The sequence below is a fragment of the Nocardia salmonicida NBRC 13393 genome (assembly GCF_001613085.1).
GTDB classification, from domain to species: Bacteria; Actinomycetota; Actinomycetes; order Mycobacteriales; family Mycobacteriaceae; genus Nocardia; species Nocardia salmonicida.
In genome coordinates, this window is sequence record NZ_BDBR01000010.1 from 146,710 (window position 1) to 172,288 (window position 25,579).

Genomic DNA, 25,579 nt, shown 5'->3' on the forward strand with positions numbered 1-25,579 from the left:
GAATCTCGTCAACTGGGTCGGATCGACTGGCAACAACACATGGGGGCCTCCTGCAGTGCGCGCTTGCTCTCGACTTTCGAGAGCCCGGTCATCACCCGGAGCACCCCACCGCAGCTGGAGGGTTGCCGACCAGCGAGCCGGGGCTTGGCGCTGGTACTCATGACCTTGCCGTCATGTTAACCGGAGATCTCCCGCGGGCGGAAACTTCCCCCGCATTTCCCGCCGAAGATCACTCGTCGGACGGTGTGCCGAAGCCTGGCGTGTCGTCCACCGGTGCGCCACAGACCTGCCGCAAGCCGTGGTAGGCGCGCAGCACGGCGTCGCGGGTGACCCGAACGGCTACCGTCGGTGACCCGCTCAGCAAGGCTTGTTCGGTGTCGGCGACGGAGATGTGGCACAGCATCTGCCAGATCCCGGCCACCAGCTTCACCGTGAAGTCGTCCGGTGACGTGCACATCCGCTGCGCGAGCTCGGTGCACACCGCGACGTTCTTCTTCTCCGCGTATTCCAGCGCGCGCGCGTTGACCGACTGGCTGGTGCGCATGATGCGCTGCATCTGCAGGAACTGGCGGATGAACCGAATGCCGTCCGCGTCCGCCTCGGCCTGGACCACCGCCAGGTAGGCGCCACACAGTGCCTGGAGTTCGTTGCCGGTATTCGGTTGGGAGCGCAGCGCGACGGCGACGGAGACCCCGAAGTCGTCGATCGGGGCCAGCACGATGTCTTCCTTGAGCGCGAAGTACCGGTTGACGGTGCGAGGGGACACATCCGCACCCGCGGCGATCTGCTCGACCGTCGTCGCGTCGAACCCTTGGCTGTCGCACAGGTCGAGCCCGACCGCCACGATCGCGGCTTTGGTCTGGAGCTTCTTGCGCTCGCGCAGGCCCAGCGGCGCGTCGGCAGCCGGTTCGGTCGTCCGGTCGGCGTTGATCGGAGTGGTCGAGTCCAGCATTCCCTCAGCCTACCGTGTCGGCGGCTCTATCTGTCCAAGTAGGCCAATTGGCGCATTCAGACATTTTTCTCTTGACGCCAATTGTCTCGTAGTGCCAGGATTGGTTCACGCCAATCGAGCGACGAGGAGTCCTGGTGACCGGCACCGAGGTATTGACGAAAAATGTTGATTCACAACAGAATTCGATGCGGTGGTGGGCTTTGGTCGTGCTCTCCGCCGCCCAGCTGATGGTGGTGCTCGACGCCACCGTGATCACGATCGCCCTGCCGTACGCCCAGCGTGACCTGGGGATCAGCGACGGCGACAAACAGTGGGCGCTCACCGCGTACACGCTCATCTTCGGCGGGCTACTGCTGCTCGGCGGACGGATGGCCGACTACCTGGGCCGACGCCGGATCTTCCTGGTCGGCCTGGTGGGCTTCGCCGCCGCGTCGGCGCTGGCGGGGCTCGCGCAGACCGGCCCGCAGTTGTTCATCGGCCGAGGTCTGCAGGGTGCGTTCGCCGCGCTGCTCGCCCCCGCGGCCCTGTCGCTGCTGTCGGTGATCTTCACCGATGTGCGGGAGCGGGCCCGCGCGTTCGCGGTGTTCGCGGGTATCACCGCGGGTGGCATCGCGTTCGGGCTGATCGTCGGTGGTGCGCTCACCGAGTTCGCGTCGTGGCGGTGGACCCTGTTGATGAACACGCCGATCGCGCTCATCGCGGTAGTCGGTGCGGTCGCGGTGATCGCGCGCGATATCCCGGTGCCGAGGACCGGCGGCTACGACCTGCCCGGCGCCGTCACCGTGACATTCGGCTTGGTGTCGATCGTCTACGGATTCAGTCGCGCCGCCGAACACGGGTGGCTGGCGGGCAGCACCCTCGGCCTGCTCGGGGCGGGCTTCGCCTTGCTCATCGCGTTCGTCTTCATCGAGGCGCGCTCGGCGAATCCGCTGCTGCCATTGCGAATTCCGGGTGAGATCAATCGAGGCGGCGCTTTGCTGGCCGCGCTGCTGATCCCGATCGCGATGTTCGCCATGTTCTTGTTCCTGAGCTTCTATTACCAGAACACCCTCGGCTATTCGCCGCTGAAGGCGGGCATCGCGTTCCTGCCGTTCCCGGTGGGCATCGGGATAGCGGCGGGCATCACCAGTTCGTTGATGCCCAAGTTCGGGCCGCGTCCGCTGATGGTGGTCGGCGCGTTGCTCGGCGTCGTCGGGTTGCTGTGGCTGGCGCAACTGAGCTACGGCGACGGGTACGCGCTGAGCGTGCTGCCCGCGCAGTTGTTGATGGCGCTCGGGATGGGTCCGCTGTTCGTCGGGATGCAGGCCGTCGCGCTGCATCAGGTCGACGCCGAGGACTCCGGCGTCGCCAGCGCCCTGCTCAATGCCGCCCAGCAGGTCGGCGGCGCCGTCGGCACCGCCCTGCTGACCACCCTCTCGGTCCAGGCCGCCGAGAACTACGTCACCGACAACCCCACCGTCGACCATCTGATCGAACGCGCCTCGATCCACAGCTACGACGTCGCGTTCTATATCGGCGCGGGCTTCTTCCTCGCCGCCGCCGTGGTGATCGCGGTGATGATCCGCGACAAGCCGGAGAACCTGATCGAAGGCGACGAGCACGCGGCCGCCGTACCGATCGCGGTCTGACCTGCTCGACCGGGCCCGCGCCACCGTTCCTCGGTGCGCGGGCCTCGCCGTGTTACTACTCAGTAGCCGGTCAAGGCCCGATCGGGTACCGGCACGCGGTCGGGGCGGAGTAGCTTCGAGGAGTCCCGCACAGCGGGCCCTCCCATCGCGGTGAGGTGGGGGACAGCAGTACGCTCGTCTTGTTTGCACCACACGTCCCGCAGACAACGCGGGGCATATACGTTGTCTGTTGGAACTGCTGGGGTCCGCTCACAAGCGTGTTCGCCTAGCCGTGCAATAAGGGCACCCACCGAGGAGGACACGAAGATCCATGTCCAAGATCAAGGTTGAAGGCACCGTTGTAGAACTCGACGGCGACGAGATGACCCGGATCATCTGGCAGTTCATCAAGGACAAGCTGATCCATCCCTATCTCGACGTGAACCTCGAGTACTACGACCTCGGCATCGAGTACCGCGACAAGACAGACGACCAGGTCACCGTCGACGCGGCCAATGCCATCAAGAAGTACGGCGTCGGCGTGAAATGCGCCACCATCACCCCCGACGAAGCGCGGGTGAAAGAGTTCGGCCTCAAGAAGATGTGGCGCTCGCCGAACGGCACCATCCGAAACATTCTGGGTGGCACCATCTTCCGCGCGCCGATCATCATCTCCAACGTGCCCCGCTTGGTGCCCGGCTGGACCAAGCCGATCATCATCGGCCGTCACGCCTTCGGCGACCAGTACCGCGCCACCGACTTCAAGGTCTACGAGGCGGGCACCGTCACGCTGACCTTCACGCCGGAAGACGGCAGCGAGCCGATCGTGCACGAGGTCGTGAAGATGCCCGAAGACGGCGGCGTCGTCATGGGTATGTACAACTTCAAGAAGTCCATCGAGGACTTCGCGCGGGCCTCGTTCAACTACGGCCTGCAGCAGAACTACCCGGTGTACCTCTCCACGAAGAACACCATCCTCAAGGCTTACGACGGCATGTTCAAGGACACCTTCGAGGAAGTCTTCGACGCCGAGTTCAAGGCCGAGTTCGACGCGGCGGGTCTCACCTACGAGCACCGCCTGATCGACGACATGGTCGCCTCCTCCATGAAATGGGAGGGCGGCTACGTCTGGGCCTGCAAGAACTACGACGGCGACGTGCAGTCCGACACCGTGGCCCAGGGCTTCGGCTCGCTCGGCCTGATGACCTCGGTGCTGCTCACCCCGGACGGCAAGACCTGTGAGGCCGAGGCCGCGCACGGCACGGTCACCCGGCACTACCGCCAGCACCAGCAGGGCAAGCCGACCTCGACCAACCCGATCGCGTCGATCTTCGCCTGGACCCGCGGCCTCGAACACCGCGGCAAGCTGGACAACACCCCCGAGGTGATCGGTTTCGCGCAGGCGCTCGAGGACGTGGTCATCAAGACCGTCGAGGGCGGTCAGATGACGAAGGACCTCGCCGCGCTCGTCGGCGGCGACCAGGGTTACCTGAGCACCGAGGAATTCCTCGGCGCACTCGATGTGAACCTGGCTCGTGCTCTGAAGTGATAGTGATGTAGCCCCGGTTCGCGACCGCGAACCCGCACGGCTGTGAAAGCGCCCGCACCGAATCCGGTGCGGGCGCTTTCTGCGTCTGTACCGGGCGGTTGTTCCCACGGTGGGCTAACTCACGCTCTGCTCGGGTAGCGAACGGGTACCTGTGCCCGTTGCATGGAAGCGTGACTTCTTCCATCGCAGCTCCCGATCGCCTCGATGTGCCACGCACCAGCTGGCATGTCCCGGCGATGCTCGCGTTGGCGCTGGGTGGATTCGGGATCGGGACCACCGAGTTCGTGACCATGGGGCTGCTGCCCGATATCGCGCGCGCTTTCGATATCTCCGAGCCGTCGGCCGGGCACGCGGTGTCGGCGTACGCGCTGGGCGTCGTGGTCGGTGCGCCGCTGATCGCCGCGTTGTGCGCCCGGGTGGCGCGCAAGAAGTTGCTCATCGCGCTGATGGTCGCGTTCACCGTCGGCAATATCGGGACCGTGCTCGCGCCGACTTTCGGCACGCTCGTGCTCGCCCGCTTCGTGTCCGGTCTGCCGCACGGCGCGTACTTCGGTGTCGCCTCGCTGGCGGCGGCCACGCTCGCGCCCGTCGGACAGCGTGCCAAGGCGGTCGCCGCGGTGATGCTCGGGCTCAGCGTGGCGAATGTGATCGGTGTGCCCGGCGCGACCTGGCTCGGTCAGCACCTGGGCTGGCGCGACGCCTATGTGGTCGTCGCCGTGATCGGAGTGGCGACAGTCGCCGCCCTGTGGCGCTATGTTCCGGCGCTGACCAGCATGAAGATCACCAACCCGATGACCGAACTCGGTGCGCTGCGTCGCCCGCAGGTGCTGCTCACCCTGGCCGTCGGCGCGATCGGCTTCGGCGGCATGTTCGCCGTCTACACCTACATCGCCACCACGATGACCGATGTCGCGGGGATGCCCATCGGCGCGGTGCCGATCGTGCTCGCGCTGTTCGGTCTCGGCATGATCGTGGGCAATATCGGCGGCGGCATCCTCGCCGACCGCGGCGTCGACCGGTCGATCTTCGTCGCCATGATCGCGATGGTGGTGATCCTGGCCGGCTTCGTCCTGGCCGCCCACAACCCGATCACCGCCTCGATCGGTGCCTTCCTCGTCGGCGCCTCCGGCGCGGCCCTGGCCCCCGGCCTGCAAACCCGTCTCATGGACGTGGCGGCCGATGCACAGACTCTCGCCGCCGCCCTCAACCACGCCGCCTTGAACATGGCCAACGCCGCGGGCGCTTGGCTCGGCGGCCTCGTGATCGCCGCGGGCCTCGGCTACACCGCCCCGGCGATGGTCGGGGCCGTCCTCGCCGTAGCCGGTGTGCTGCTGTTCACGCTGACCGTCTTCCTCCAGCGCCGCTCCGTGCACGACGCGTCCTAGCGGTCGGGTCCTCGCGTCGCTAGCCCCCGGCGGGCTTGGCCCAGCCGACGCTGAGTTGGACGGCTCGCTGCCAGCGTTCGTATTCGTCGTCGCGGATTCGGCGGTCCGGTGAAGGGGTCCACTGGGCGGCGACCTTCCAATTGCGGCGCAAACCTTGAAGATCCGGCCAGTAGCCCACGGCCAGCCCCGCCGCGTAGGCGGCGCCGAGAGAGACCGTCTCGGTGACGAGGGGGCGCATGACCGGAGTGTCGAGGACATCGGCGATGACCTGCATCAGCAGGTTGTTGGACGCCATGCCGCCTGCCACTCGCAGGGACTTCGCTTGGAGACCGGCGTCGGCGTTCATGGCTTCGACCACGTCGCGGGTCTGCCAGGCGGTGGCCTCCAGGACCGCGCGGGCCAGGTGGCCTTTGGTGACATAGGAGGTCAGGCCGATGAGCAAGCCGCGGGCGTCGCTGCGCCAGTGGGGGGCGTAGAGGCCGGAGAAGGCGGGGACGAGGTAGCAGCCGCCGTTGTCGTCGACGGTGTCGGCGAGAGTTTCGATTTCGGGGGCGGTGGCGATCAGGCCGACGATGTCGCGCAGCCATTGGACCAGGGACCCGGTCACCGCGATGGGGCCTTCCAGCGCGTAGACCGGTTCGGGGCCGACCTGGTAGCCGATGGTGGTGAGCAGGCCGTGTTCGGAGCGGATCAGCTCGGCGCCGGTGTTCATCATGAGGAAGCCGCCGGTGCCGTAGGTGCATTCGGTTTCCCCTGGGGCGAAGCACGTTTGGCCGAAGAGAGCGGCGTGCTGGTCGCCGAGGGCGGCGCCGATCCGCACGCCCGGCGCGACTGTGGAAGCAGTGCCGAAATCGCCGGTCGAGGGTTCGATGCGGGGGAGCATGGCGGGCGGAATATCGAAGAACCGCAACAGTTCCGCATCCCACTGGCGGGTGGCGAGGTTCATCAGCAGGGTGCGGCCCGCGTTGGTCACGTCGGTGACGTGCTCGGCGCCGCCGGTCAGGTTCCAGATGAGCCAGGATTCCATGGTGCCGAACAGGACGTCGCCGCGTTCGGCTCTGGCGCGAAGGCCGTCGACATTGTCGAGCAGCCAGCGCAGGCGTGGTGCGGCGAAGTAGGTGGCCAGGGGCAGCCCGCTCAACTCGGGAATGCGCTGTGCCCCTGGCAGTTCCTTCATCCGATCGACCAGCTCTTCGGTACGCACGTCCTGCCAGACGATGGCCAGCCGCACCGGCAGCCCCGTGCGCCGATCCCACACCACGGTGGTCTCGCGCTGATTGGCGATGCCGATCGCGGCCACCTGGTCCACGGTGATCCCGGCATCGCGCAGCGCCGCGGGCACGATCCGCTCGACCGTCCGCCAGATCTCGAGCGCGTCTTGCTCCACCCATCCCGACCTGGGGTAGTGCTGACGATGGGTCCGCTGCGCCATGCCGGCCAGCCGGGCGTGCTGATCGAAGACGATGCACCGGCTCGAGGTGGTGCCCTGATCGATGGCGAGCACGAAACGTTGGGTCATCGTCGTCTGCTCTCGTTGTCGGCCGATGCCACGGCGGCGGGAACAGCGGCCCAGCTCATTGCGCTGCCGTCAGGTCGCGGTGCACGGCGAGAGCGGCGGCGCGAACCTGCTCGATCGCGGCCGGACGCACCTGTAAGCGGTTGTCGCACAGCCGATCCGTCGGACCGGTGATGCCGATAGCCGCGACGACGAGCCCGCCTCTGGCTCGAACGGGCGCGGCGATGCCCGCTTCGCCCGAGCGGTGCTCCTCGACTTCGTCCGCCCAACCTCGCCGCCGAACCTCGGCAATCGCATGGTCGAGTCTGTCGCGTTCGGTAATCGTCCGCTGGGTGAACCCTTGGAGCGCAACGGCTTCCGCCGCGGCGTCGTAGGCCAGCAGTACCTTGCCGAGCGCGGTCGCGTGAGCGGGAAGTATTTCGCCGACCGCTAAGGCTTGCACACTGTTGTCGGGCCGGAAGACGTGGTGGATGACCGTGATCCCGGTTTCCCGCGCCACCGCGATGCGCACCGATTCCCCGGAACGGGAGGCGAGGGCGTCGGCCCGGTGGATCGCCCGCGAACGCAACTCGTTCACATCGAGTCGATCGGTCCCGAGTTCGCCGATCGCGGGGCCGAGTAGGTACTTGCCGGTGAGTGTGTCCTGCCCGACGAAACCGACGCCGAGCAGCGTCCGCAGGATGCCGTGCGCGGTGGGTTTGGCCAGGTCGAGCGCGGTCGCGATCTCGCCGACGCCCAGCGGTCCCGATCCGCGCGCGAGCAGACGCAGCACGGCGGCGGCGCGTTCGATCGACTGGATCGGCCCAGGCATGGCCCCGAACCTACCACCGTTCAGCATTGTCGAACGGTGCGTGTGGTGTGCGCGTCCGCGCGTTCCTAGCGTGGGTTCCGGGCCCAGGTGCCCGATCGACGGACTCGATGGCGAGGTCCGGGAAGGACGACAAATGAACCGGTATGTGGGCGCGATCGACCAGGGCACGACTTCGACGCGATTCATGGTTTTCGACCACAAAGGCACCGTTGTGGCCCGCCATCAGCTCGAACACTCCCAGATCATGCCGCAGCCGGGCTGGGTCGAACACAATCCGGACGAGATCTGGGAACGCACCCGCACCGTCGTCAAGACCGCCCTCTCGCTCGCCGATCTCACGGCCGACGACCTCGCCGCCATCGGCGTCACCAACCAGCGCGAGACCACGGTCGTGTGGAACCGCCGCACCGGCCGCCCCTATGGCAACGCCATCGTCTGGCAGGACACCCGCACCGACCGCATCATCGCCGATCTCGACGCCGCCGGGCACAGTGCGCTCATCCGCGAGAAGACCGGCCTACCGCCCGCGCCGTATTTCTCCGGCGGCAAGCTGAAGTGGATCCTCGACAATGTCGCGGGCGTGCGCGCCGACGCCGAGCGCGGTGACGCCCTGTTCGGCACCCTCGACAGCTGGCTGATCTGGAATCTCACCGGCGGCGTGCACGTCACCGACCCCACCAATGCCTCGCGAACCATGCTGATGGATCTCGAAACCCTCGACTGGGACGACGAACTCCTCGCGATCTTCGGCATCCCGCGCGCCATGCTGCCGACCATCGCACCGTCGGCGAACCCGGAACTGTTCGGGACCACGAAACCCGACGGCCCGTTCAAAGGGTCGGTGCCCATCGCGGGCGTGCTCGGCGACCAACAGGCGGCGGGTGTCGGACAGGTGTGCTTCCAGCCCGGCGAGGCCAAGAACACTTATGGCACAGGCAATTTCCTGATGCTCAACACCGGCACGGAGATCGTGCGCTCGAACCACGGCCTGATCACCACCGTCGCCTACCGGTTCGGCGACGGCAAGCCCGCCTACGCGCTGGAGGGTTCGATCGCGGTCACCGGCTCCGCGGTGCAGTGGTTGCGCGACCAGATGGGCATCATCGCCGGCGCCGCGCAGATCGAGGACCTCGCCGGTCAGGTGGCCGATTCCGGCGGCGTGTACTTCGTGCCCGCGTTCTCCGGTCTGTTCGCGCCGTACTGGCGACCCGATGCCCGCGGCGCGGTCGTCGGCCTGTCGCGCTACAGCAACAATGCCCACTTGGCCAGGGCCACCCTGGAATCCATCGCCTATCAGACCCGCGACGTGGTCGAGGCCATGCAGCGCGACGCGGGCGTCCGGCTGGCGACGCTGCGGGTGGACGGCGGCGTCACGGTGAACCAGCTGGCCATGCAGATCCAAGCCGACCTGCTCGGCGTTCCGGTCTCGCGACCGGTCGTCGCCGAGACCACCGCGCTCGGCGCCGCCTACGCCGCGGGACTGGCCGTGGGTTTCTGGAGCGGCACCGACGAACTGCTCGACAACTGGTCCGAAGACGTCCGCTGGTATCCGAGCTGGTCCGACGAGCAACGCGAACACGGCTACCGCCGCTGGCTCAAAGCCGTCGAGCGCACCCTCGACTGGGCCGAAATCTGAGTAACCACAATACTTTCGAGAAGGAGATCATCGTGTCTGTGCAACTGGACCCCACCTACCGTGAGAAGGCTGTCGGCACGCTCGACACCGCCGAGGTCGATGTCCTGGTCATCGGCGGTGGCGTGACCGGCGCCGGCGCCGCGCTCGACGCCGCATCGCGCGGTCTGTCGGTCACCCTGGTCGAGGCACGTGACTTCGCCGCGGGCACCTCGAGCCGGTCGTCCAAGCTCATCCATGGCGGCCTTCGCTACCTGGAGCAGATGGACTTCGCGCTGGTGCGCGAGGCGCTCAAAGAGCGTGGGCTGCTGCTCAATACGCTCGCGCCGCACCTGGTGCATCCGGTGCCGTTCCTGTTTCCGCTCCAGCACCGCGTGTGGGAGCGCGCCTACATCGGGGCCGGAATCGCGCTGTACGACACCCTCGGTGGCGCGCGCACCGTCCCGATGCACAAGCACCTGACCCGTTCCGGCGCACTGGAACTCGCGCCCGCGCTGCGGGATGACGCGATGACCGGCGCCATCCGCTACTACGACGCGCAGGTCGACGACGCCCGCCACACGATGATGATCGCCAGGACCGCCGCCGAACACGGCGCCACGGTGCTGACCCGCACCAAGGTGATCGGGCTGGAACGCGACGGCGACAAGGTCGTCGGTGCGCGCGTGGAAGACCTGGAAACCGGCCTGACGCACACCATTCGGGCCCGCACCGTGATCAGCGCGACCGGCGTGTGGACCGACGACATGATCAAGATGACCGGCGTGGACTTCCCGTTCCACGTCCAGATGTCGAAGGGCGTGCACATCCTCGTGCCGCGCGACCGGCTGAACCTGCACACCGGCATGATCATGCGCACCGAGAAGTCGGTCCTGTTCGTGATCCCGTGGGCCGAACACTGGATCATCGGCACCACCGATACCGAATGGGCCCTGGACAAGAACCACCCGACGGCCACCGCCGCCGACGTGCAATACATCCTCGACCACGTCAACGCGCTGCTGCGCGAGCCGTTGACCAGGGCGGACATCGTCGGCACCTACGCGGGCCTCCGCCCGCTGATGACCGGTGCCACGAAGGAGACCGCGAAACTCTCGCGCGAACACGCCGTCGCCGAACCCGCGCCGGGCCTGTTCGTGATCGCGGGCGGCAAGTACACGACCTACCGGGTGATGGCCGCCGATGTCGTCGACGCGGCCGTCGCGCGCCTGGGTGGGGACATCCCCGCCTCGTCGACCGCGCAGTTGCCCATCGTCGGCGCGGCGGGCTACTTCGACATGCTCGCCGAGGTGACCGATCTGTCGGTGTCGCAGCGACTGCCCGTCGACGTGGTCGAGCACCTGCTCGGTCGTTACGGCTCGCTGAGCACCGATATCTTCGGCCTCATCGCCGCTGATCCCGCCCTGCGTCACCCGATTCCTGGGGCATCGGACTACATCGCCGCCGAGATCGTCTACGCCGTCACCCACGAGGGCGCCCTGCACCTCGACGACATCCTCACCCGTCGTACCCGGATCTCCATCGAGGTCCCCGATCGCGGTCTCGCCGCTGCACCGGAGGTCGCCCGCCTGATCGCGCCGTTGCTCGGCTGGACCGAGGAGACCGCCAACGCCGAGATCAACCGGTACTACGATCGGGTCCACGCCGAACTCGCCGCCAACGAAGCGGGCGACGACGCCGCGGCCAATGCGGCGAGGCTGGTCGCGGCCCGCTGAACCCTGCCGACAGCACTGCGGCGGCTGCCGCCCTCGCCGGAGCGAAGGCGTGCGCAACCGCGGTGCCTCGGGTCGCGCAACATAGTCGCCGATCCTCGACGACCACGCCGCGCGGTGGTTAGCGTGGGCACATGGAATCGCGAATCACCCCCCGACGAACTCCGGCACTGTCGTGAGCCGGGGCACCATCCTGATCACCGGCGCCAGCTCCGGACTCGGCGCCGAGATGGCCCGCCAGTTCGCCGCGCTCGGGTACGACCTCGGCCTGTGTGCTCGCCGGACCGAGCGCCTCGACGAACTGCGCACGCAGATCCTCGCCGACCACTCCGACCGCGTCGTCTCGGTGAAGCAACTCGACGTCACCGACGACGCCGCGGTGTTCACCGTCTTCGACGAGTTCGCCGAGGAATTCGGCACCATCGACCGGGTGATCGTCAACGCAGGCCTCGGTAAGGGCGCGCCGCTCGGCACCGGCTACCACAAGGCCAACCGCCAGACCGCGATGGTGAATTTCGTTGCTGCCCTGGCGCAAAGCGAAGCGGCGCTGCAGATCTTCCGCGCGCAGGGTCGCGGCCATCTGGTGATGATCTCCTCGATCTCGGGCCTGCGCGGTATGCCCAAGACACTCACCACTTACGCGGCCACCAAAGCTGGCGTCGCGGCGCTCGCCGAAGGCGTTCGCGCGGAAGCGATTCCGGGTGTCGATGTCTCGGTGATCTACCCCGGCTACATCCGCTCGGAGATGAACGACCGAGTCAAGCATCAGCCGAAGTTCATGGTGGACACCGAAACCGGCGTCCGCTCCATGGTCGCCGCGATCGAGAAGCGTCGCGCCAATGCCTACGTGCCCGCTTGGCCGTGGGTACCGATGGGCTTCGCGCTGCGTACCCTACCGCTGCCGCTGGTCCGCAAACTGATCTGAAACCAGCCCCGCCGCCCCGACCTCGAGGAGGGGCCGCCGCGCAGCGGCGGTTCGCGGCCGTCCCGTCGATCGGGTGCCGTTGCGTAGGCGACGAAGGAGCAAGCAACGGTGCCTGATCGACGGGACCGGAGGGGCCGCGAACTCGAGCGCGCCAGCGCTCCAAAATTACTGACGGGGTAGGAGGTGCTTGCCGTCTTTGTCCGTGGACAGCGCCAGGGAGCTGATGTACTGGATCTCGCCTTCGGGGCCCGGCACCGCCGAGGCGATCATGTCCGGGCGCTCGAAGTCCATGCCGGTGACGTGGCAGGTGAGCAGGTCGCCCGAGGGGTTGCCGTGTTCGTCGAACATCGGCGCCTCGATGCCGTCGTCGGCGCGTCGCAGGTAGTACTTGCCCTTGGTGGCGATCGCGGTGAGCGGGGTCGCGATAAAGGCCACCAGCACCGCGACCAGCGGCGAGTACGGCTTCAGCAGCTCGCCGAACAGGCCGAAGAAGGTCATGATCGACAGCACCGCCGACAGCCCGAAACCGACCAGACCCACCGGGTTGAAGTCGTAGAGCATGCCGCGCCGGAACTCCGGCACCTTCGGCGAGATCTTCAGCAGGTACTTGTTCACCGCGATATCGGTGGCCACGGTGACGATCCAGGCGATGCCGCAGTTGGCGTAGAAGCCGAGGATGTTGTTGAGGAAGTCGAACATGTTCGCCTCCATCAGCACCAGCGCGACGGCGAGGTTGACCACCAGGAACACCAGCCGACCCGGGTAGGTCTTGGTGACACGGGTGTAGGAGTTGGTCCAGGCCAGCGAGCCCGAGTAGGCGTTGGTCACATTGATCTTGACCTGGCTGATGACCACCAGCACCACCGCCAGCGTCATCGCCAGCCACCCCGGCACCATGTCCTTGTAGATCTCCAGGAACTGGTGCACCGGCTGGTTGGCGATGCCCTGCGCGGCGGGGAGATTCGCGATCAGGTACACCGCGAGGAACAGGCCGACGACCTGCTTGGCCGCACCGAACAGCACCCAGCCGGGACCGGCGAGCAGCATCCAGCCCCACCACTTGGCCCGATTCTCCGGTGTACGCGGCGGCATGAAACGCAGGTAGTCGATCTGCTCGGCGATCTGGGCGATCAGCGACAGACACACGCCGGCGGCCAGCAGCGCCCCCGACACGCTCACGCCCTCACCGTTCTCCCCGCCGTAGGCGAAGAACGAACCCACCGAATCGGGGTGGCGCACCAGCAGGAAGCCGAACGGCGCCACCATCAGCAGCAGCCACAGGGGAGTGGTCCACACCTGGAGTTTGGCCAGGGTGTTCATCCCGTAGATGACCAGCGGGAAGATGATGATCGTGGAGGCCAGATAGCCCAGCCACAGGGGAATTCCGAGGCCTAATAACAGGCCCTGGGCCATGATCGAACCTTCGAGCGCGAAGAAGATGAAAGTGAACGACGCGAACACGATATTGGTGATCACGGATCCGTAGTAGCCGAATCCGCTGCCGCGCGTGATCAGGTCGAGATCGATGTTGTAGCGCGCCGCGTAATAGGCGAGCGGAAATCCGGTGAGCATCACGACCACGGCGAAGATACCGATGCCGATCAGGGCGTTTCCGGTGCCGTGGGCGATGCCGATATTCGCGCCGATCGCGAAATCGGCCAGATAGGCGATGCCGCCGAGCGCGGAGATGCCGACGACCGCGGGGCTCCATTTGCGGTAGCTCCGCGGGGCGAAACGCAGCGTGTAGTCCTCGAGTGTTTCTTTGGCGGCAGTATCTGCTCCGGCCATTTCCCTCTCTCCTTCATCCGCTGCCGCCCGAAATCGGCGACTCACAGACGGTGGTGCATGGATGTAGACATGAATTTTCCGATTAGTTACGCCGCTGTTACGCACCACGATGGTGACCGGGGTCACCGAAACCGCCGCGCAAAAACAAGCACGCGTGTATGTTTTTGGGCGGAGCGAGCGTCAGGAGACGAGAGTGTTCGAATGGTCCGAGACCGATCTGATGATCCGCGACGCCGTGCGGGCGTTCATCGACAAGGAGGTCCGGCCGAATCTCGACGCCCTCGACAGCGGTGAGATGCTGCCGTATCCGATCCTGCGCAAGCTGTTCAGCCAGTTCGGGATCGACGCGATGGGTGAGGACGCCGTCGCGAAGATGCTCGCCAGGGAAGCGGCGGGCCCGCGCGAGGGCGACAAGAAGCCGGGCAGTCCGTTCGGTGATCAACAGTCGATGATGGCCGTGCTGATCAGCGAATTGTCCGGCGTCTGTATGGGTTTGGTGTCAGCACTCGGGGTGAGCATCGGGCTCGGCGCCACCACCATCATGTCGCGCGGCACCCTGGCCCAGAAGCAGCGTTGGCTGGCCGACATCGTCACCTTGCGCAAGGTGGCCTCCTGGGCGATCACCGAACCCGATTCCGGCTCGGATGCGTTCGGCGGCATGAAGACTCGTGTCGAACGCGACGGTGAGGACTACATCCTCAACGGCCAGAAGACCTTCATCACCAACGGCCCGTGCGCCGACGTGATGATCGTCTACGCCAAGCTCGACGAGCGCGACGGCAGCGACAAACGCGACCGCAAGGTGCTCACCTTCGTGCTCGACAAGGGCATGGAGGGCCTCACCCAGGGCAAACCGTTCAAGAAGATGGGTCTGCACTCCTCGCCTACCGGCGAGTTGTTCTTCGACAATGTCCGGCTCGGCAAGGATCGGTTGCTCGGCGAGACCGAAGAACACAAGGGCGGCGACGGAAGAGAAAGCGCCAGAGCCAGTTTCACCGCGGAGCGGATCGGCGTCGGGTTCATGGCGCTCGGCGTGATCGACGAATGTCACCGGCTCTGTGTGAATTACGCCCGCGAACGCACGCTGTGGGGCCAGGAGATCGGTCGCTTCCAGCTGATCCAGCTCAAGCTCGCCAAGATGGAAGTCGCGCGAATCAATGTGCGGAACATGGTGTTCAACGTGCTCGAGCGTGGACGCGCGGGTAAGCCGCCGAGTCTGGCCGAGGCCTCGGCGATGAAACTGTACTGCTCCGAGGCCGCCACCGAGGTGGCGATGGAGGCGGTGCAGCTGTTCGGCGGCAACGGCTATATGAGCGAATACCGGGTCGAGCAGCTGGCCCGCGACGCGAAGTCGCTGATGATCTACGCGGGCAGCAACGAGATCCAGGTGACCCACATCGCCAAGGGTCTACTCGGGAAGTGAAGCGGACCCGGCCGCGAACAGTGTCGTCGCGGCCGGGATCTCGTCACACCGCGCGCAGGTGTCCGCGGCTGGCGTAGATGTGCTCGGCGATCAGCGTGGCGATCCGGTCGGGCGCCTCCAGCATCGGCACATGCCCCACCCCGTGCACCAGGATCCGATCCGCCGACTCGGGGAGTTCGCGCAGGTAGCGGGTGGCGTAGACGCTGTTGGGGATGATCCGGTCGTATTCGGCGAGCAGCATCCGCACCGGGGTGCTCAGCTCACCCAGGTCGTCCATGCCCGGCGCCCGCAGGCTGCCGAGGATCAGCGGGATCATCGCATCGCAGTGCAGGACCGCGGTGAGCGTGGTCGCGAGGTCGCGACGGGCGACGGCACCGGTGTGCTTGGTGACCAGCATGGCGGCCACCTGCTGCACGAGCGGGTTGTTGATCGCCACGCCGCCGAGGCGCTTGCCGATCTCGATGAAGGGGATCATCGACGCGAACTTGATGCCGACCCTGACCTGGCTCAGCGACGGCGACGCCCAGCCCCCGGCCGCGGCGATCGTGGTGAGCGTGCGTGCCCTGCCGCGTCGAGCCAGCTCGAGTCCCACCCAGCCGCCGAGCGAATTCCCCGCGATGTGGCAGGTGCGCCAGCCCAGCTCGTCGAGCTGGTCTTCGACCTGATCGGCCAGGGCGTACACATCCAACGCCCAGCCCTCGACCTTCGGGCCACCCCAGTGCCCGGCGAACGCGGGCGCGTACACCTCGCAATGGGCCGACATTCGCTGTGCGACCTGCTCCCAACAATGGGGCGAGAGCAGGAACCCGTGCAACAGCAACACCGGGTCGCCGGACCCGATGTGCAGCGCCGCGACGGGCGCGGGGCGGGCGGTGGACTTGGCGGTGCGTGACGTCATCGTCATCACCCCTTCCTGGACGACAGTGTCCGGGGGAGCATCCCTGCCTGCATTGTACGGTCGTACGGTGCCGATAATCCTCTCGACTGTGAACGTTAACGGGGTCCGTGCCGCATCGACCAAGGGCATGTTGGCCTGGTTGGCGGCGACCGAAGCCGACATCGTCTGCCTACAGGAGACCAGAGCGACCGACGCGCAGACCGCCGCTGCGTTGGCCCCCGCACTCGACGCGGGTTGGGTGCTCTCACATGCCGAGCCCGAATCCAAGGGCCGCGCCGGGGTGGGGATTCTGTCGCGGCGCGCACCCGATGCCGTGCGCGTCGGGTTCGGCAGTACCGAGTTCGCGGCGTCGGGCCGCTATATCGAGGCCGATTTCGACGATGTCACCGCGGCGAGCGTCTATGTGCACTCGGGGGAGGAGAACACCCCCAAGCAGGACGAGAAGTACCGGTTCATGGCCGAACTCGGCGCGTACCTGAAGGCGCGCACCGGCGAGTTCGTGGTGAGCGGCGACTGGAATATCGCCCCCGCCGAGGTCGACCTGAAGAACTGGAAGGGCAACCAGAAGTCGGCGGGCTTCCTGCCCGAGGAACGCGCCTGGATCGCCGAACTGCTCGCCGCGGGCTATGTCGACGTGGTGCGCGCCCTGCACCCCGACGTCGCGGGCCCTTACAGCTGGTGGTCCTACCGTGGCCGCGCCTTCGACAACGACTCCGGGTGGCGGATCGATTACCAGCTGGCACTGGGCGAGCTGACCGGCCGCGCCAAGCAAGCCGTCGTCGAACGCGCTGATGCCTACGACCAGCGCTGGTCCGACCACGCGCCGGTTACTGTCCAATATCGATGAAACTCTCACGTAAGACTCTCAGCCTGCTCGGTGGACTCGTACTCGTCTTGGCGGCTATCGGGCTCACCGTGTTCGGTGGTCGCGGTACCGACAGCACTACCGTCACGTCGACCACGCGGGCCGTCGCCGGGATCACCACGACGGTCGGTGCACCGAAACCTGGCCCGCCCGCCGGGAATTCGTCGGCCTCGCCCGTCACCAAGACTGCCGGTGTGCCCGATCGCGCCTACGTGACCCTCGTCGAAATCGATGCGGGTCGCTGGCCCGGCTCGGCGAACGCGCAGGGCACCAAGGGCGGCGAGCAGTTCATGAACCGCGGAACCACACTGCCGCCCAAGGATTCGGCGGGCAAAGCGGTGAAATACCAGGAGTGGGATGTGAATCCCAAGCAGCCCAACCGCGGTCGTGACGCCGAACGCATCGTCACCGGCAGCGACGGCTCCGCCTGGTACACCGGCGACCACTACGAAACCTTCACGAGGATGCGCTGATGACTTCGCGAATGACGCTTTCGCAGTTTCTCGCTCGTCCCAACGCCGAGGCGCCGAGCACCGCCGCCACGGCACCGGTGCTCGGCGCGTTGCCGGTGGATGCCAACCAGTTCAGCGGCGTCCGCTACGACGCCCCCGCCGACTACCGCGTCCGCGAACTCCGCGGCACCAAGATGCGCACCATGGCCGAACTGTTCGACGAATTCGCCGCGGCCTTCCAGTTCCCGTACTACTTCGGCGCCAACAAGGACGCCTTCGACGAATGCCTGCGCGACCTGGACGATTTCGTCGGCGATGCCCCCGGTTACGTGGTGATGGTGCGCACCGCGGACGATCTGCTCGCCGACGACCCCACCGAACGCGCCTGGTTCGACAGCGCCATGCGCGACTGCGCCGCCTACTGGACGCGCCGCGATGTCGCCTTCCGGGTTGTCCTGCAGGGCGATCCGGAAACCTTCGGCGCGGTCGTCCTTTCCGCCTGACCGATTCCGGTGCCACTGGAATTGGTGGCTGCCGCCGTGTGATCAGCCCGCTTAACGTTCTCACCGCGCAGCTGAGAGGCCGCCGATGAGGAGAAGAACGATGAAGCGAGTTCTGGCGAGTGCGGGCATCGCCGCCGCGAGCGCTCCGCAGGCGGTGCCGGTGGCCGACAGTGGGTCGGCGCCGATGACACCGGAGACCGTGTTGGCGATCAACCACGCGCTCGCTTGGCTGTACAACGGCTCGTCGGAGCCGTGCGTCAGCTTCGGACCGAACTGCGCGTGGGAATGACGCTCGTGTCCGTAAGGTTCCCTATGCGAGGTTCGCGCAACTAGGGTCGTTGGCTGATGCGTCGAGATCCGGCGGGTCGGGACGGAGTTCTGCCGTGCGTTTCGCGAAGTTGGTCGGTCTGGCGACGGCAGGAGCGATCGGACTGTTGCCGCTGGCGGTTCCCGCGTTCGCCGCGCCGACGGACACCCAGTACGCACCGACCATGCTGGTGCTCGACGCCTCCGGTTCGATGCTCGCCGCCGATCCCGGTGGTGGCACCAAGATGGACGCGGCGAAGACCGCGGTGCGCGGTTTCGTGCAGACCGCGCCCGCCGCGGCGAAGGTCGGATTGTCGGTCTACGGCACCGGCACCGGCTCCACCGATGCCGAGAAGGCCGTGGGCTGCCGCGATGTCTCGGTGCTCGAACCGGCTGAAACCATCGACAGGTCCGCACTCACCGCAGCCGTCGACGCCATCACACCCAGCGGTTTCACCCCGATCGGCGCCGCGCTGCGCACAGCGGCGAGCGCCCTGCCGACGGAGGGTCCGCGCTCGATCGTGCTGGTCTCCGATGGACTGGACACTTGCTCACCGCCGGACCCGTGTGAGGTCGCGCGCGAACTCAGGGGCCAGGGCGCCGATATCGTCATGCACACCATCGGTTTCGGTGTCGACGATGCCTCCCGTGCCCAGCTGACCTGCATCGCGGAAACCACCGGCGGCACCTACACCGATGCCGCCGACGGCAAAACGCTCGAGCAGGTGCTACCCCGCGTGAGTACCGCGGCGCTGCGCGAGTACGCGTCGGCGGGCACACCGGTCGAAGGTGGCGAGGGCTACCAGAACGCACCGGTGGTAGTGCCGGGGCAATACCTCGACACCATCGGCCACAAGAAGCCGCGCTACTACGCCGTCGACGTTCCCGAGGGCGCCACCGCCTATTTCAGCGGCACGGTGTCCTTTCCGCTCGGCGACGACGCGGTGCGTGCGAACAACAGCTTGTACATGCGGGTATTCGGCGCAGAAGGCAAGGACTGCAACGTCTTCGAACACGAGAGCGCCGTGCGATCCACCGATGGGGTGGCGCTCACGGTGAGCTCGACATGGACCGGCGCGACCGAACCGAAGGACGGCACGGAGCGTACCGACAAGTGCAAGGGCGGCGGCCGGTACTACTTCACCCTGGAATGGGCCGGGGTCGCGGACAGCGCACCGGCGACATTGCCGCTGGAACTGAACGTCGCGGTCGAACCGGGTGTCACCGACGCGGGCCCGGCGGCGCAACCCGAACCGGTGTCGTTCACCGTGCCGAGCAGTCCGGTCGAACCGGTGGCAGGCGGCGGCTCGTTCAACGTGGCGACCGCGCTCGACGGGCCCGGCGTCTACAGCGACACCTTGCAGCGCGGCGAATTCGTGTTCTACAAGGTGAAACTCGACTGGGGTCAGGGCTTGGCCTATCGGGTGCGCTTCCTCGAGTCACCGGGTCGCGGGCTGGACAACGTCTCGGCCGTCACCACCACGCTGTACACGCCGTACCGCAAGGAGGTCGACTACGAGTTCTCGTCCTACAACGGTTCGCCCGATACCGTGCCCGGCAGCAAGGAAGCCGTGGCAACCCCGGAGGTCCGCTACCGAAACCGCGAATCCTCGGAAAAAGAGGTGTCGGAGAACGCCATGGCCGGCTGGTACTACATCGCCGTGCAGGCCGCTCCTACCGTTCACGACCGCGGTGCCGTCCGTCCCGTGCCCATCGAGCTGGACCTGGCAGTGACCGGAACACCGGAGCCCGGCCCCACCTATCAGACGGTGCCGGGGTCCACCGGTAGCTCCGCCGGGAACGTACCGGACACCGCACAGGTCAGCGACTCCGACGACGACAACGCCCCCGCGCTGCTCGGCACCGGCATCGCCGTTGTCGCGTTCGCGCTCGTCGTCGGCGGCATCATCACGTTCACCCTGCTTCGTAAGCGTCGCCGCCGATAGACGCACTTCGATGGCACCGGCATCGGCGGAAAGCTTTTCCGCTCAGGTGCCTGTAGCCATCTGGATCGGCTAGGAGTCGAGTGCTCTCAGCGGTAGCGGTCGGCCAGGTCGTCGCCGAGTAACACGAAGACCTCGGTGATCTGGTCGATGAGCTCTTCGCGCGTGAGGTCGAGGTCGCCGGCCAGCCAGGTCGTGAGGGCTTGGGTCAGGCCGCCGACCAGATAGATCGCCCGGAAGTCGACCAGATTCTGTGGAACGTCACCGCCATAGAATCCGGTGCCTTCGGCGGCGACCAGACGGGCGAAGGCGCGTACTGTTCGGGCGGTGCGCGCGCGCAATTCCGGGGTCGCCATCCCGGCGATCAGGGCGGCGTGTGCTTTGCGTGGATCGTCGGTGAGCACCGAGATGCCCGCGTCGATCGCGGCATGGGCCTGGGTGCGGCTGTCGGGGGCGGCGGTCGCCAGTGCTGTCGCGATCGCCGCGGTGAGTTCCTCGGCGATGCGGTCGAGTAGTGCTTCCAGCACGCCGTCGCGGGTTTCGAAGCTCTCGTAGTAGTAGCGCTCGTTGAGACCGGCGCGGGCGCACAGCCCGGCGACGGTGAGTTTGGCCTGCCCGTCCTCGGCGACGATGTCGAGCGCCGCGTCCAACAGTGCGGTGCGCCGCTGCGCCTGCCGCTGCGACGCCGAGACGCCGCCGTATGTCCGTTGTGCTGCCACAGCTTCCATTCTGCGTGCCGCCGTCTTCCGGTGCTGTTCTGGTAGAGACTCTTGCCAGAATACCAATTCTGGGGGATTCTATTGCCAGATGCACTCGACGAGGAGGCGCGGCATGGCTGCAGGACAGGGCGAACCCGGATATTTCGCCGACGATTCGATGATCCGGCGGGTGATGAGCAAGCGCGCGGTCGGCCTGACCTACGGCGTGCGGGCGCTGGTGATCGGCGCGGTGCATCCGCTGCTGTTCGTTGGCACCAGCGAACACACCTCGCACCGGGAGACCCCCTACACCCGGCTGGCCATCACCGGTGCCCTGTTCGAAGCGGTGTTCCTCGGCAGCAAGGCCGAGGCCGATCGCGCGCTGGCCTTCACCAGGCGCAAGCACGACGCGGTGGTCGGCGCCCTACCCGAAGACGCGGGCGCCCACCATCCCGCGGGCACCGCCTACGCGGCCCATGACCCGCACCTGATGTTCATGACCATGGCCTTCACCTTCGATTCGGCCGAGGTGATGTACGACCGGCTCGTGCGCGAACTCACCCCCACCGAACGCGAAGACCTCTACCAGGACTACGTCCGCTGGGGCGAGCTGTTCGGCATGCCACGCGACGCCGCGCCCGCCGACTACCCGGCCTTCCGCCGCTACTTCGACACCTATCTGAACTCCACCGAACTGTTCCTCACCGAGGAGGCGGCCCTGGTCGGTTCCTACCTGGCAGGCCACCGCAAGGCCTACCGGCAGCGCCCGCCCGCCGAGCAGGTCGGCACGGCGCTGTATCTGCTCGTGCAGGGCAGCCTCCCGGCCCGGATCCGGCAGATGTACGGCATCGAGTGGGGCATCGCCGACGAACTCGCCCACCGCGCGCTGTGCACCGGCATCCGCACCGCCCACCTCGCCCCACCACTGGCGCCCCGGGTGCTCGCGAGCACCCTCGCCGGACCGAGCGCCCCTTCCTACCAGCTGCTGGCCCGTCGCGAACAGCACATGGTGAAGACCGGGCACCCGAGCATGCCCGGCGTCGATCCGCGCAACTGGGTGCAGCGAAATGCCGCGGTGCGAACCGGCGGCCCCGGAGGCGGCAGCGCAGCGTAACCACGCAGGGGCCTCGGGAGGGCCGCCAGAAAATACAGCTTGAGGCCCATGGAAAGATTGGGGCATGTCCAGTCCTGCCCCGGCCGCGACGGCCGAACGTAAGCAGCGGGTGCTGTCGGGCATCCAGCCCACCAGCGACTCCTTCCACCTCGGCAACTACCTGGGTGCGCTGCAGTACTGGGTGACGATGCAGGACGAGTACGACGCGCTGTATTTCATTCCGGATATGCACGCGATCACCGTCAGCCAGGATCCCAAGGCACTGCGCGCGCGCACCAAGTCCGCCGTGGCCCAGCTGCTCGCGCTCGGCGTCGACCCCGCCAAGTCCACCCTGTTCGTGCAGAGTCAGGTGCCCGAGCACGCCGAGCTGACGTGGGTGCTCAGCTGTATCACCGGCTTCGGTGAGGCCAGCCGGATGACCCAGTTCAAGGACAAGTCCGTCAAACAGGGCGCGGAGAACGCGACCGTCGGCCTGTTCACCTATCCGGTGCTGATGGCCGCCGACATCCTGCTCTACCGCCCGCATCAGGTGCCGGTCGGCGAGGACCAGCGTCAGCATCTCGAGCTGACCCGAAACCTGGCCCAGCGCTTCAACACTCGCTACAAGAAGACCTTCGTGGTGCCCGAACCGCACATCGTCAAGGGCACCGCGAAGATCTTCGATCTGCAGGACCCCACCGCGAAGATGAGCAAGTCGGCGTCCAGCGACGCCGGGCTGATCAACCTGCTCGACGACCCGAAGATCACCGCCAAGAAGGTGCGTTCGGCGGTCACCGACACCGAGCGCGAGATCCGCTACGACCCGGCGAACAAGGCGGGCGTCAGCAATCTGCTGGTGATCCTGAGCTCGCTGCGCGAAACCCCGATCGTCGACCTCGAGGAGAATTTCGAGGGTAAGGGCTACGGTGATCTCAAGGCCGAGGTGGCCGACGCGCTGGTCGAATTCGTCACGCCCGTACAGAAGAAGGTCAAGGACTACCTGTCCGATCAGGCAGAACTGGACCGGATTCTGGCCGCGGGCGCCGAACGGGCGCGTGAGATCGCAGGCAACACACTTGCTCAGGTGTACGACCGGGTTGGCTTCCTCGCTCGCTGACCCGTTGCGCACCTGAGGTTTTCGCTGAAGGGGCGCGTGTCATGCAGTTGATCGACAACATCTCGGCCACCGTCGAGAAGCACATCGGACGCAGGCCCTGGCTGGATCATCTGGTCAGGGCCGGTGGGCGCTTCCAGAGCCAGCGCGGCGACTTCTTCGCCGCGGGCATCACGTATTTCACTGTGCTGTCGCTGTTTCCGCTGTTGATGGTGGCCTTCTCGGTGGCCGGTTTCATCCTGGCCGGGCAACCGGAACTGCTGACCGAGCTGCAGGAGAAGGTCGTCGAGAAGGTTCCCAGCTCCTTCGGCACCCAGATCAACGACCTCATCGAACAGGCGATGAATTCCCGCGGCACGGTCGGCGTCATCGGCCTGCTGGTCGGGCTCTACACCGGGCTCGGCTGGATCGCGAACCTGCGGGCCGCGCTCACCGAGCAGTGGGACACTCAGAGTCCCGAAAAGCCCTGGTGGCTGGCCAAATTGTCGGATATCGGCGCCCTGGTCGGCCTCGGTCTCGCCTTCGTGGTGTCGCTCGGTCTGTCGGCGGTCTCCGCGAGCGGGGTGGGCAAGGGGGTGCTCGAATTCGTCGGGGCCGACCACCTGCCAGGGGCTGGGGTGGTGTTGCGGCTGGTATCGATCGCGCTCGGGTTGCTCGCGTCGTGGGCGGTGTTCGCGTGGATGATCGCGCGGCTGCCGCGCGAGCCGGTGTCGTTGCGCAGCGCGGTGCGGGCGGCGATGCTGGCCGCGGTGGCCTTCGAGATCTTCAAGATCATCGCCGCGATCTACCTGCGGGTGGTGCTGTCCAGCCCGGTGGGCGCGACGTTCGGTTCGATCATCGGTCTGATGGTGTTCAGCTACATGTCCTATCGGATTCTGCTGTTCGCGACCGCGTGGGCGGCGACCTCGAGCGACAACGAGCGTGCGGCGGCGGTCGCGCCGCCGAACGCGGTGGTCATCCGGCCGCGCGTGGTCGAGCACGGGATGTCGACGGGTGCGGGCGCCGCGTATTTCGGAGCCGGCGCGGTCGCGGCGCTCGCGCTGTTGCTGGTCGGTAGGCGCAAGTAGCGCCCGGTCAGCCCCTGCGCCGGAATGCCCGGCGCGCCAACAGCAACAGCACCACGACCAACACCGGACCGCCGATCAAGGCGGCGATGCGCACGCCCTGATGGGTGGACCGCTCCGGCTCGGCCTGGGAACCGTCGGCGCGCGGCGGTGGCGAGGCCAGCGGCACGCTGGGTTGAATCGCCTCGCTGCCTGTTTCGGGCAGCTTGCCGATCCTGGCGTCGGTGTCGAGGGCGAAACCGTAGTCCAGTAGGCGCGCGGCCTGTTCCCACGGCCGGATCGGGCGTACATCGGCCTTGAGCAGGGTGACGACCAGACGATGTCCGTCGCGTTCGGCGGCGGCGACGAAGGTCTGGCGAGCGTCGTCGGTGAAACCGGTCTTGCCGCCGATCGCGCCCTCGTAGTTGTAGAGCAGTGGGTTGTCGTTGGCGATCGGGAAGCCGGGGTGATCCTTGTCGCCGGGGATCGCGGGGTCGGCCGGGAAGCCGGGGAAGTCGACCTGTTCGGTGTGGATCAGCTCGGCGAACAGCGGGATGTTCATCGCCTCGCGGAACAGCACCGACAGGTCGTAGGCCGAGGTGCTCATGCCGGGCCCGTCGAGGCCGGACGGGGTCGCCGCGCGAGTGTCCATCGCGCGCAACGACTTCGCCACCTCGTTCATCTTCGCCACGGTGGCCTTGTCGCCGCCGAGCTGGGTGGCGATGGCGTGGGCGGCGTCGTTGCCCGAGCACATGATCAGCGCCTGCATGAGCTGACGGTTGGTGTAGCGCCCGCCGGGGCCGATGCCGACCCTGGTGCCGTCGACGTCGGCGTCGGCCTGCGTCCCGATCACCACCTTGTCCAGATCCAGGCTGCGCAGCGCGACGATGGCGAGGGCGACCTTGATGGTGCTGGCCGGGCGGTAGCGGCCGTGCGGGTCCTTGGCGGCGAGTACGCGACCGGTGTCGAGGTCGGAGACCATCCACGCGGTGGCCGAGATCTCGGCGGGCACCGGGGGCGTGTCGTCGGGGGTGACTACGCCGCAGTCTCCCATCCGCTGACCGCCGATAGCGGGGGAGGGAACGGGTAGCCGGCTCGGCGTGGGCTCGCCGGGTGCGGGCACCTCCGAGGTGTCGATCGGCGCGGGCGGCTGCGTCTTCTGCGGGCAGTCGTCGGTGTTCGGCGTGGTGAACGGTGGTGTGGTCGTCGCGCCGGGTGCGGGGGCGCTGGTCGGCGGCCCATTGGTGGCGGGTACGGCGACGGCGGGAGCGCCTGCGAGAGCGGTGACGGTGACGGCAGCGCCGAGAAAGCATGCGGCGCGCAGGCCGACTTCGCGAATCCTCATCGCCTCGCAGCCTAGTAG

General features: G+C 67.1%; 22 protein-coding genes and 1 riboswitch. Of the genes, 15 read left to right on the top strand and 7 right to left on the bottom strand.

From position 1 onward, the window contains the following. Positions 1–54 precede the first annotated feature (54 nt). Positions 55–165, bottom strand: a riboswitch (SAM riboswitch). A 64-nt stretch (positions 166–229) separates the two neighbouring features. After that, a complete protein-coding gene (locus NS1_RS12230) occupies positions 230–952 on the bottom strand; it encodes a TetR family transcriptional regulator (RefSeq protein ID WP_062984277.1) in 723 nt (240 codons plus the stop codon). Between the two features lie 134 nt (positions 953–1,086). On the opposite strand from NS1_RS12230, the gene NS1_RS12235 reads away from it, so the two are divergent. The 3 genes from NS1_RS12235 to NS1_RS12245 all read left to right on the top strand — a co-directional run bounded on the left by NS1_RS12235 (position 1,087) and on the right by NS1_RS12245 (position 5,493). Then, positions 1,087–2,580, top strand: coding sequence for an MFS transporter (locus NS1_RS12235; RefSeq protein ID WP_255284505.1), 1,494 nt, complete (start codon positions 1,087–1,089; stop codon positions 2,578–2,580). Between the two features lie 310 nt (positions 2,581–2,890). After that, positions 2,891–4,108, top strand: a complete 1,218-nt coding sequence (locus NS1_RS12240) for an NADP-dependent isocitrate dehydrogenase (protein ID WP_056818163.1) — start codon at positions 2,891–2,893, stop codon at positions 4,106–4,108. Between the two features lie 236 nt (positions 4,109–4,344). Further along, positions 4,345–5,493 (top strand): MFS transporter, encoded by a 1,149-nt coding sequence (locus tag NS1_RS12245; RefSeq protein WP_062984279.1) that lies wholly within the window; start codon positions 4,345–4,347, stop codon positions 5,491–5,493. Positions 5,494–5,512: 19 nt separating this feature from the next. Here the strand turns inward: NS1_RS12245 and glpK (NS1_RS12250) are convergent, their stop codons facing one another. Then, positions 5,513–7,012 (bottom strand): glycerol kinase GlpK, encoded by a 1,500-nt coding sequence (gene glpK, locus NS1_RS12250; protein ID WP_062984281.1) that lies wholly within the window; start codon positions 7,010–7,012, stop codon positions 5,513–5,515. 55 nt (positions 7,013–7,067) lie between these two features. Continuing rightward, positions 7,068–7,820: an IclR family transcriptional regulator gene (locus NS1_RS12255; protein WP_062984499.1), complete on the bottom strand. Its 753-nt coding sequence runs from the start codon at positions 7,818–7,820 to the stop codon at positions 7,068–7,070. Between the two features lie 133 nt (positions 7,821–7,953). Between NS1_RS12255 and glpK (NS1_RS12260) the strand changes: the two genes are divergently transcribed. The 3 genes from glpK (NS1_RS12260) to NS1_RS12270 all read left to right on the top strand — a co-directional run bounded on the left by glpK (NS1_RS12260) (position 7,954) and on the right by NS1_RS12270 (position 12,090). Beyond that, positions 7,954–9,456: a glycerol kinase GlpK gene (glpK, locus tag NS1_RS12260; protein ID WP_062984283.1), complete on the top strand. Its 1,503-nt coding sequence runs from the start codon at positions 7,954–7,956 to the stop codon at positions 9,454–9,456. 32 nt (positions 9,457–9,488) lie between these two features. Beyond that, complete coding sequence (gene glpD / locus NS1_RS12265; protein ID WP_062984285.1) at positions 9,489–11,168, top strand: glycerol-3-phosphate dehydrogenase; 1,680 nt, start codon at positions 9,489–9,491, stop codon at positions 11,166–11,168. A gap of 172 nt (positions 11,169–11,340) precedes the next feature. After that, the gene (locus NS1_RS12270; RefSeq protein ID WP_062984286.1) at positions 11,341–12,090 is read left to right on the top strand and encodes an SDR family oxidoreductase; all 750 of its coding nucleotides are present in this window, start codon (positions 11,341–11,343) and stop codon (positions 12,088–12,090) included. A gap of 165 nt (positions 12,091–12,255) precedes the next feature. Here NS1_RS12270 and NS1_RS12275 read toward each other — a convergent pair whose 3' ends face one another. Beyond that, a complete protein-coding gene (locus NS1_RS12275) occupies positions 12,256–13,878 on the bottom strand; it encodes a purine-cytosine permease family protein (protein ID WP_056818150.1) in 1,623 nt (540 codons plus the stop codon). Positions 13,879–14,071: 193 nt separating this feature from the next. Here NS1_RS12275 and NS1_RS12280 point away from each other — a divergent pair, with 193 nt between their 5' ends. Next, positions 14,072–15,301 (top strand): acyl-CoA dehydrogenase family protein, encoded by a 1,230-nt coding sequence (locus NS1_RS12280; RefSeq protein WP_056818148.1) that lies wholly within the window; start codon positions 14,072–14,074, stop codon positions 15,299–15,301. Positions 15,302–15,344: 43 nt separating this feature from the next. On the opposite strand, the gene ephH is transcribed toward NS1_RS12280, so the two are convergent. Then, positions 15,345–16,199, bottom strand: a complete 855-nt coding sequence (gene ephH / locus NS1_RS12285) for an epoxide hydrolase EphH (protein WP_062984501.1) — start codon at positions 16,197–16,199, stop codon at positions 15,345–15,347. Positions 16,200–16,266: 67 nt separating this feature from the next. Here ephH and NS1_RS12290 point away from each other — a divergent pair, with 67 nt between their 5' ends. The 5 genes from NS1_RS12290 to NS1_RS12310 all read left to right on the top strand — a co-directional run bounded on the left by NS1_RS12290 (position 16,267) and on the right by NS1_RS12310 (position 20,271). Beyond that, positions 16,267–17,046 carry an exodeoxyribonuclease III gene (locus NS1_RS12290; RefSeq protein ID WP_082844060.1) on the top strand — a complete coding sequence of 260 codons (780 nt, stop codon included), beginning with the start codon at positions 16,267–16,269 and terminating at the stop codon, positions 17,044–17,046. Further along, a complete protein-coding gene (locus tag NS1_RS12295; RefSeq protein WP_062984287.1) occupies positions 17,043–17,537 on the top strand; it encodes a guanyl-specific ribonuclease in 495 nt (164 codons plus the stop codon). Before NS1_RS12290 ends, NS1_RS12295 begins: the two co-directional genes overlap by 4 nt. Next, entirely contained in the window at positions 17,537–18,019 is a 483-nt protein-coding gene (locus NS1_RS12300; RefSeq protein WP_062984288.1) for a barstar family protein, read from the top strand. Before NS1_RS12295 ends, NS1_RS12300 begins: the two co-directional genes overlap by 1 nt. Positions 18,020–18,119: 100 nt before the next feature. After that, complete coding sequence (locus NS1_RS12305; protein ID WP_062984289.1) at positions 18,120–18,308, top strand: hypothetical protein; 189 nt, start codon at positions 18,120–18,122, stop codon at positions 18,306–18,308. 94 nt (positions 18,309–18,402) lie between these two features. Next, a complete protein-coding gene (locus NS1_RS12310; protein WP_062984290.1) occupies positions 18,403–20,271 on the top strand; it encodes a vWA domain-containing protein in 1,869 nt (622 codons plus the stop codon). A gap of 86 nt (positions 20,272–20,357) precedes the next feature. Here the strand turns inward: NS1_RS12310 and NS1_RS12315 are convergent, their stop codons facing one another. Beyond that, positions 20,358–20,996: a TetR/AcrR family transcriptional regulator gene (locus tag NS1_RS12315; protein WP_062984292.1), complete on the bottom strand. Its 639-nt coding sequence runs from the start codon at positions 20,994–20,996 to the stop codon at positions 20,358–20,360. A gap of 103 nt (positions 20,997–21,099) precedes the next feature. Here NS1_RS12315 and NS1_RS12320 point away from each other — a divergent pair, with 103 nt between their 5' ends. From NS1_RS12320 to yhjD, 3 genes are all read left to right on the top strand, one after another. Continuing rightward, complete coding sequence (locus NS1_RS12320; RefSeq protein WP_062984294.1) at positions 21,100–22,080, top strand: oxygenase MpaB family protein; 981 nt, start codon at positions 21,100–21,102, stop codon at positions 22,078–22,080. 64 nt (positions 22,081–22,144) lie between these two features. After that, the gene (trpS, locus tag NS1_RS12325) at positions 22,145–23,176 is read left to right on the top strand and encodes a tryptophan--tRNA ligase (protein WP_062984296.1); all 1,032 of its coding nucleotides are present in this window, start codon (positions 22,145–22,147) and stop codon (positions 23,174–23,176) included. Positions 23,177–23,217: 41 nt separating this feature from the next. Then, on the top strand, positions 23,218–24,240 hold the full coding sequence (yhjD, locus tag NS1_RS12330) for an inner membrane protein YhjD (RefSeq protein WP_062984298.1): 1,023 nt from the start codon (positions 23,218–23,220) through the stop codon (positions 24,238–24,240). Positions 24,241–24,247: 7 nt separating this feature from the next. On the opposite strand, the gene NS1_RS12335 is transcribed toward yhjD, so the two are convergent. Further along, the gene (locus NS1_RS12335; RefSeq protein ID WP_062984299.1) at positions 24,248–25,561 is read right to left on the bottom strand and encodes a D-alanyl-D-alanine carboxypeptidase family protein; all 1,314 of its coding nucleotides are present in this window, start codon (positions 25,559–25,561) and stop codon (positions 24,248–24,250) included. Between the last annotated feature and the right edge of the window lie 18 nt (positions 25,562–25,579).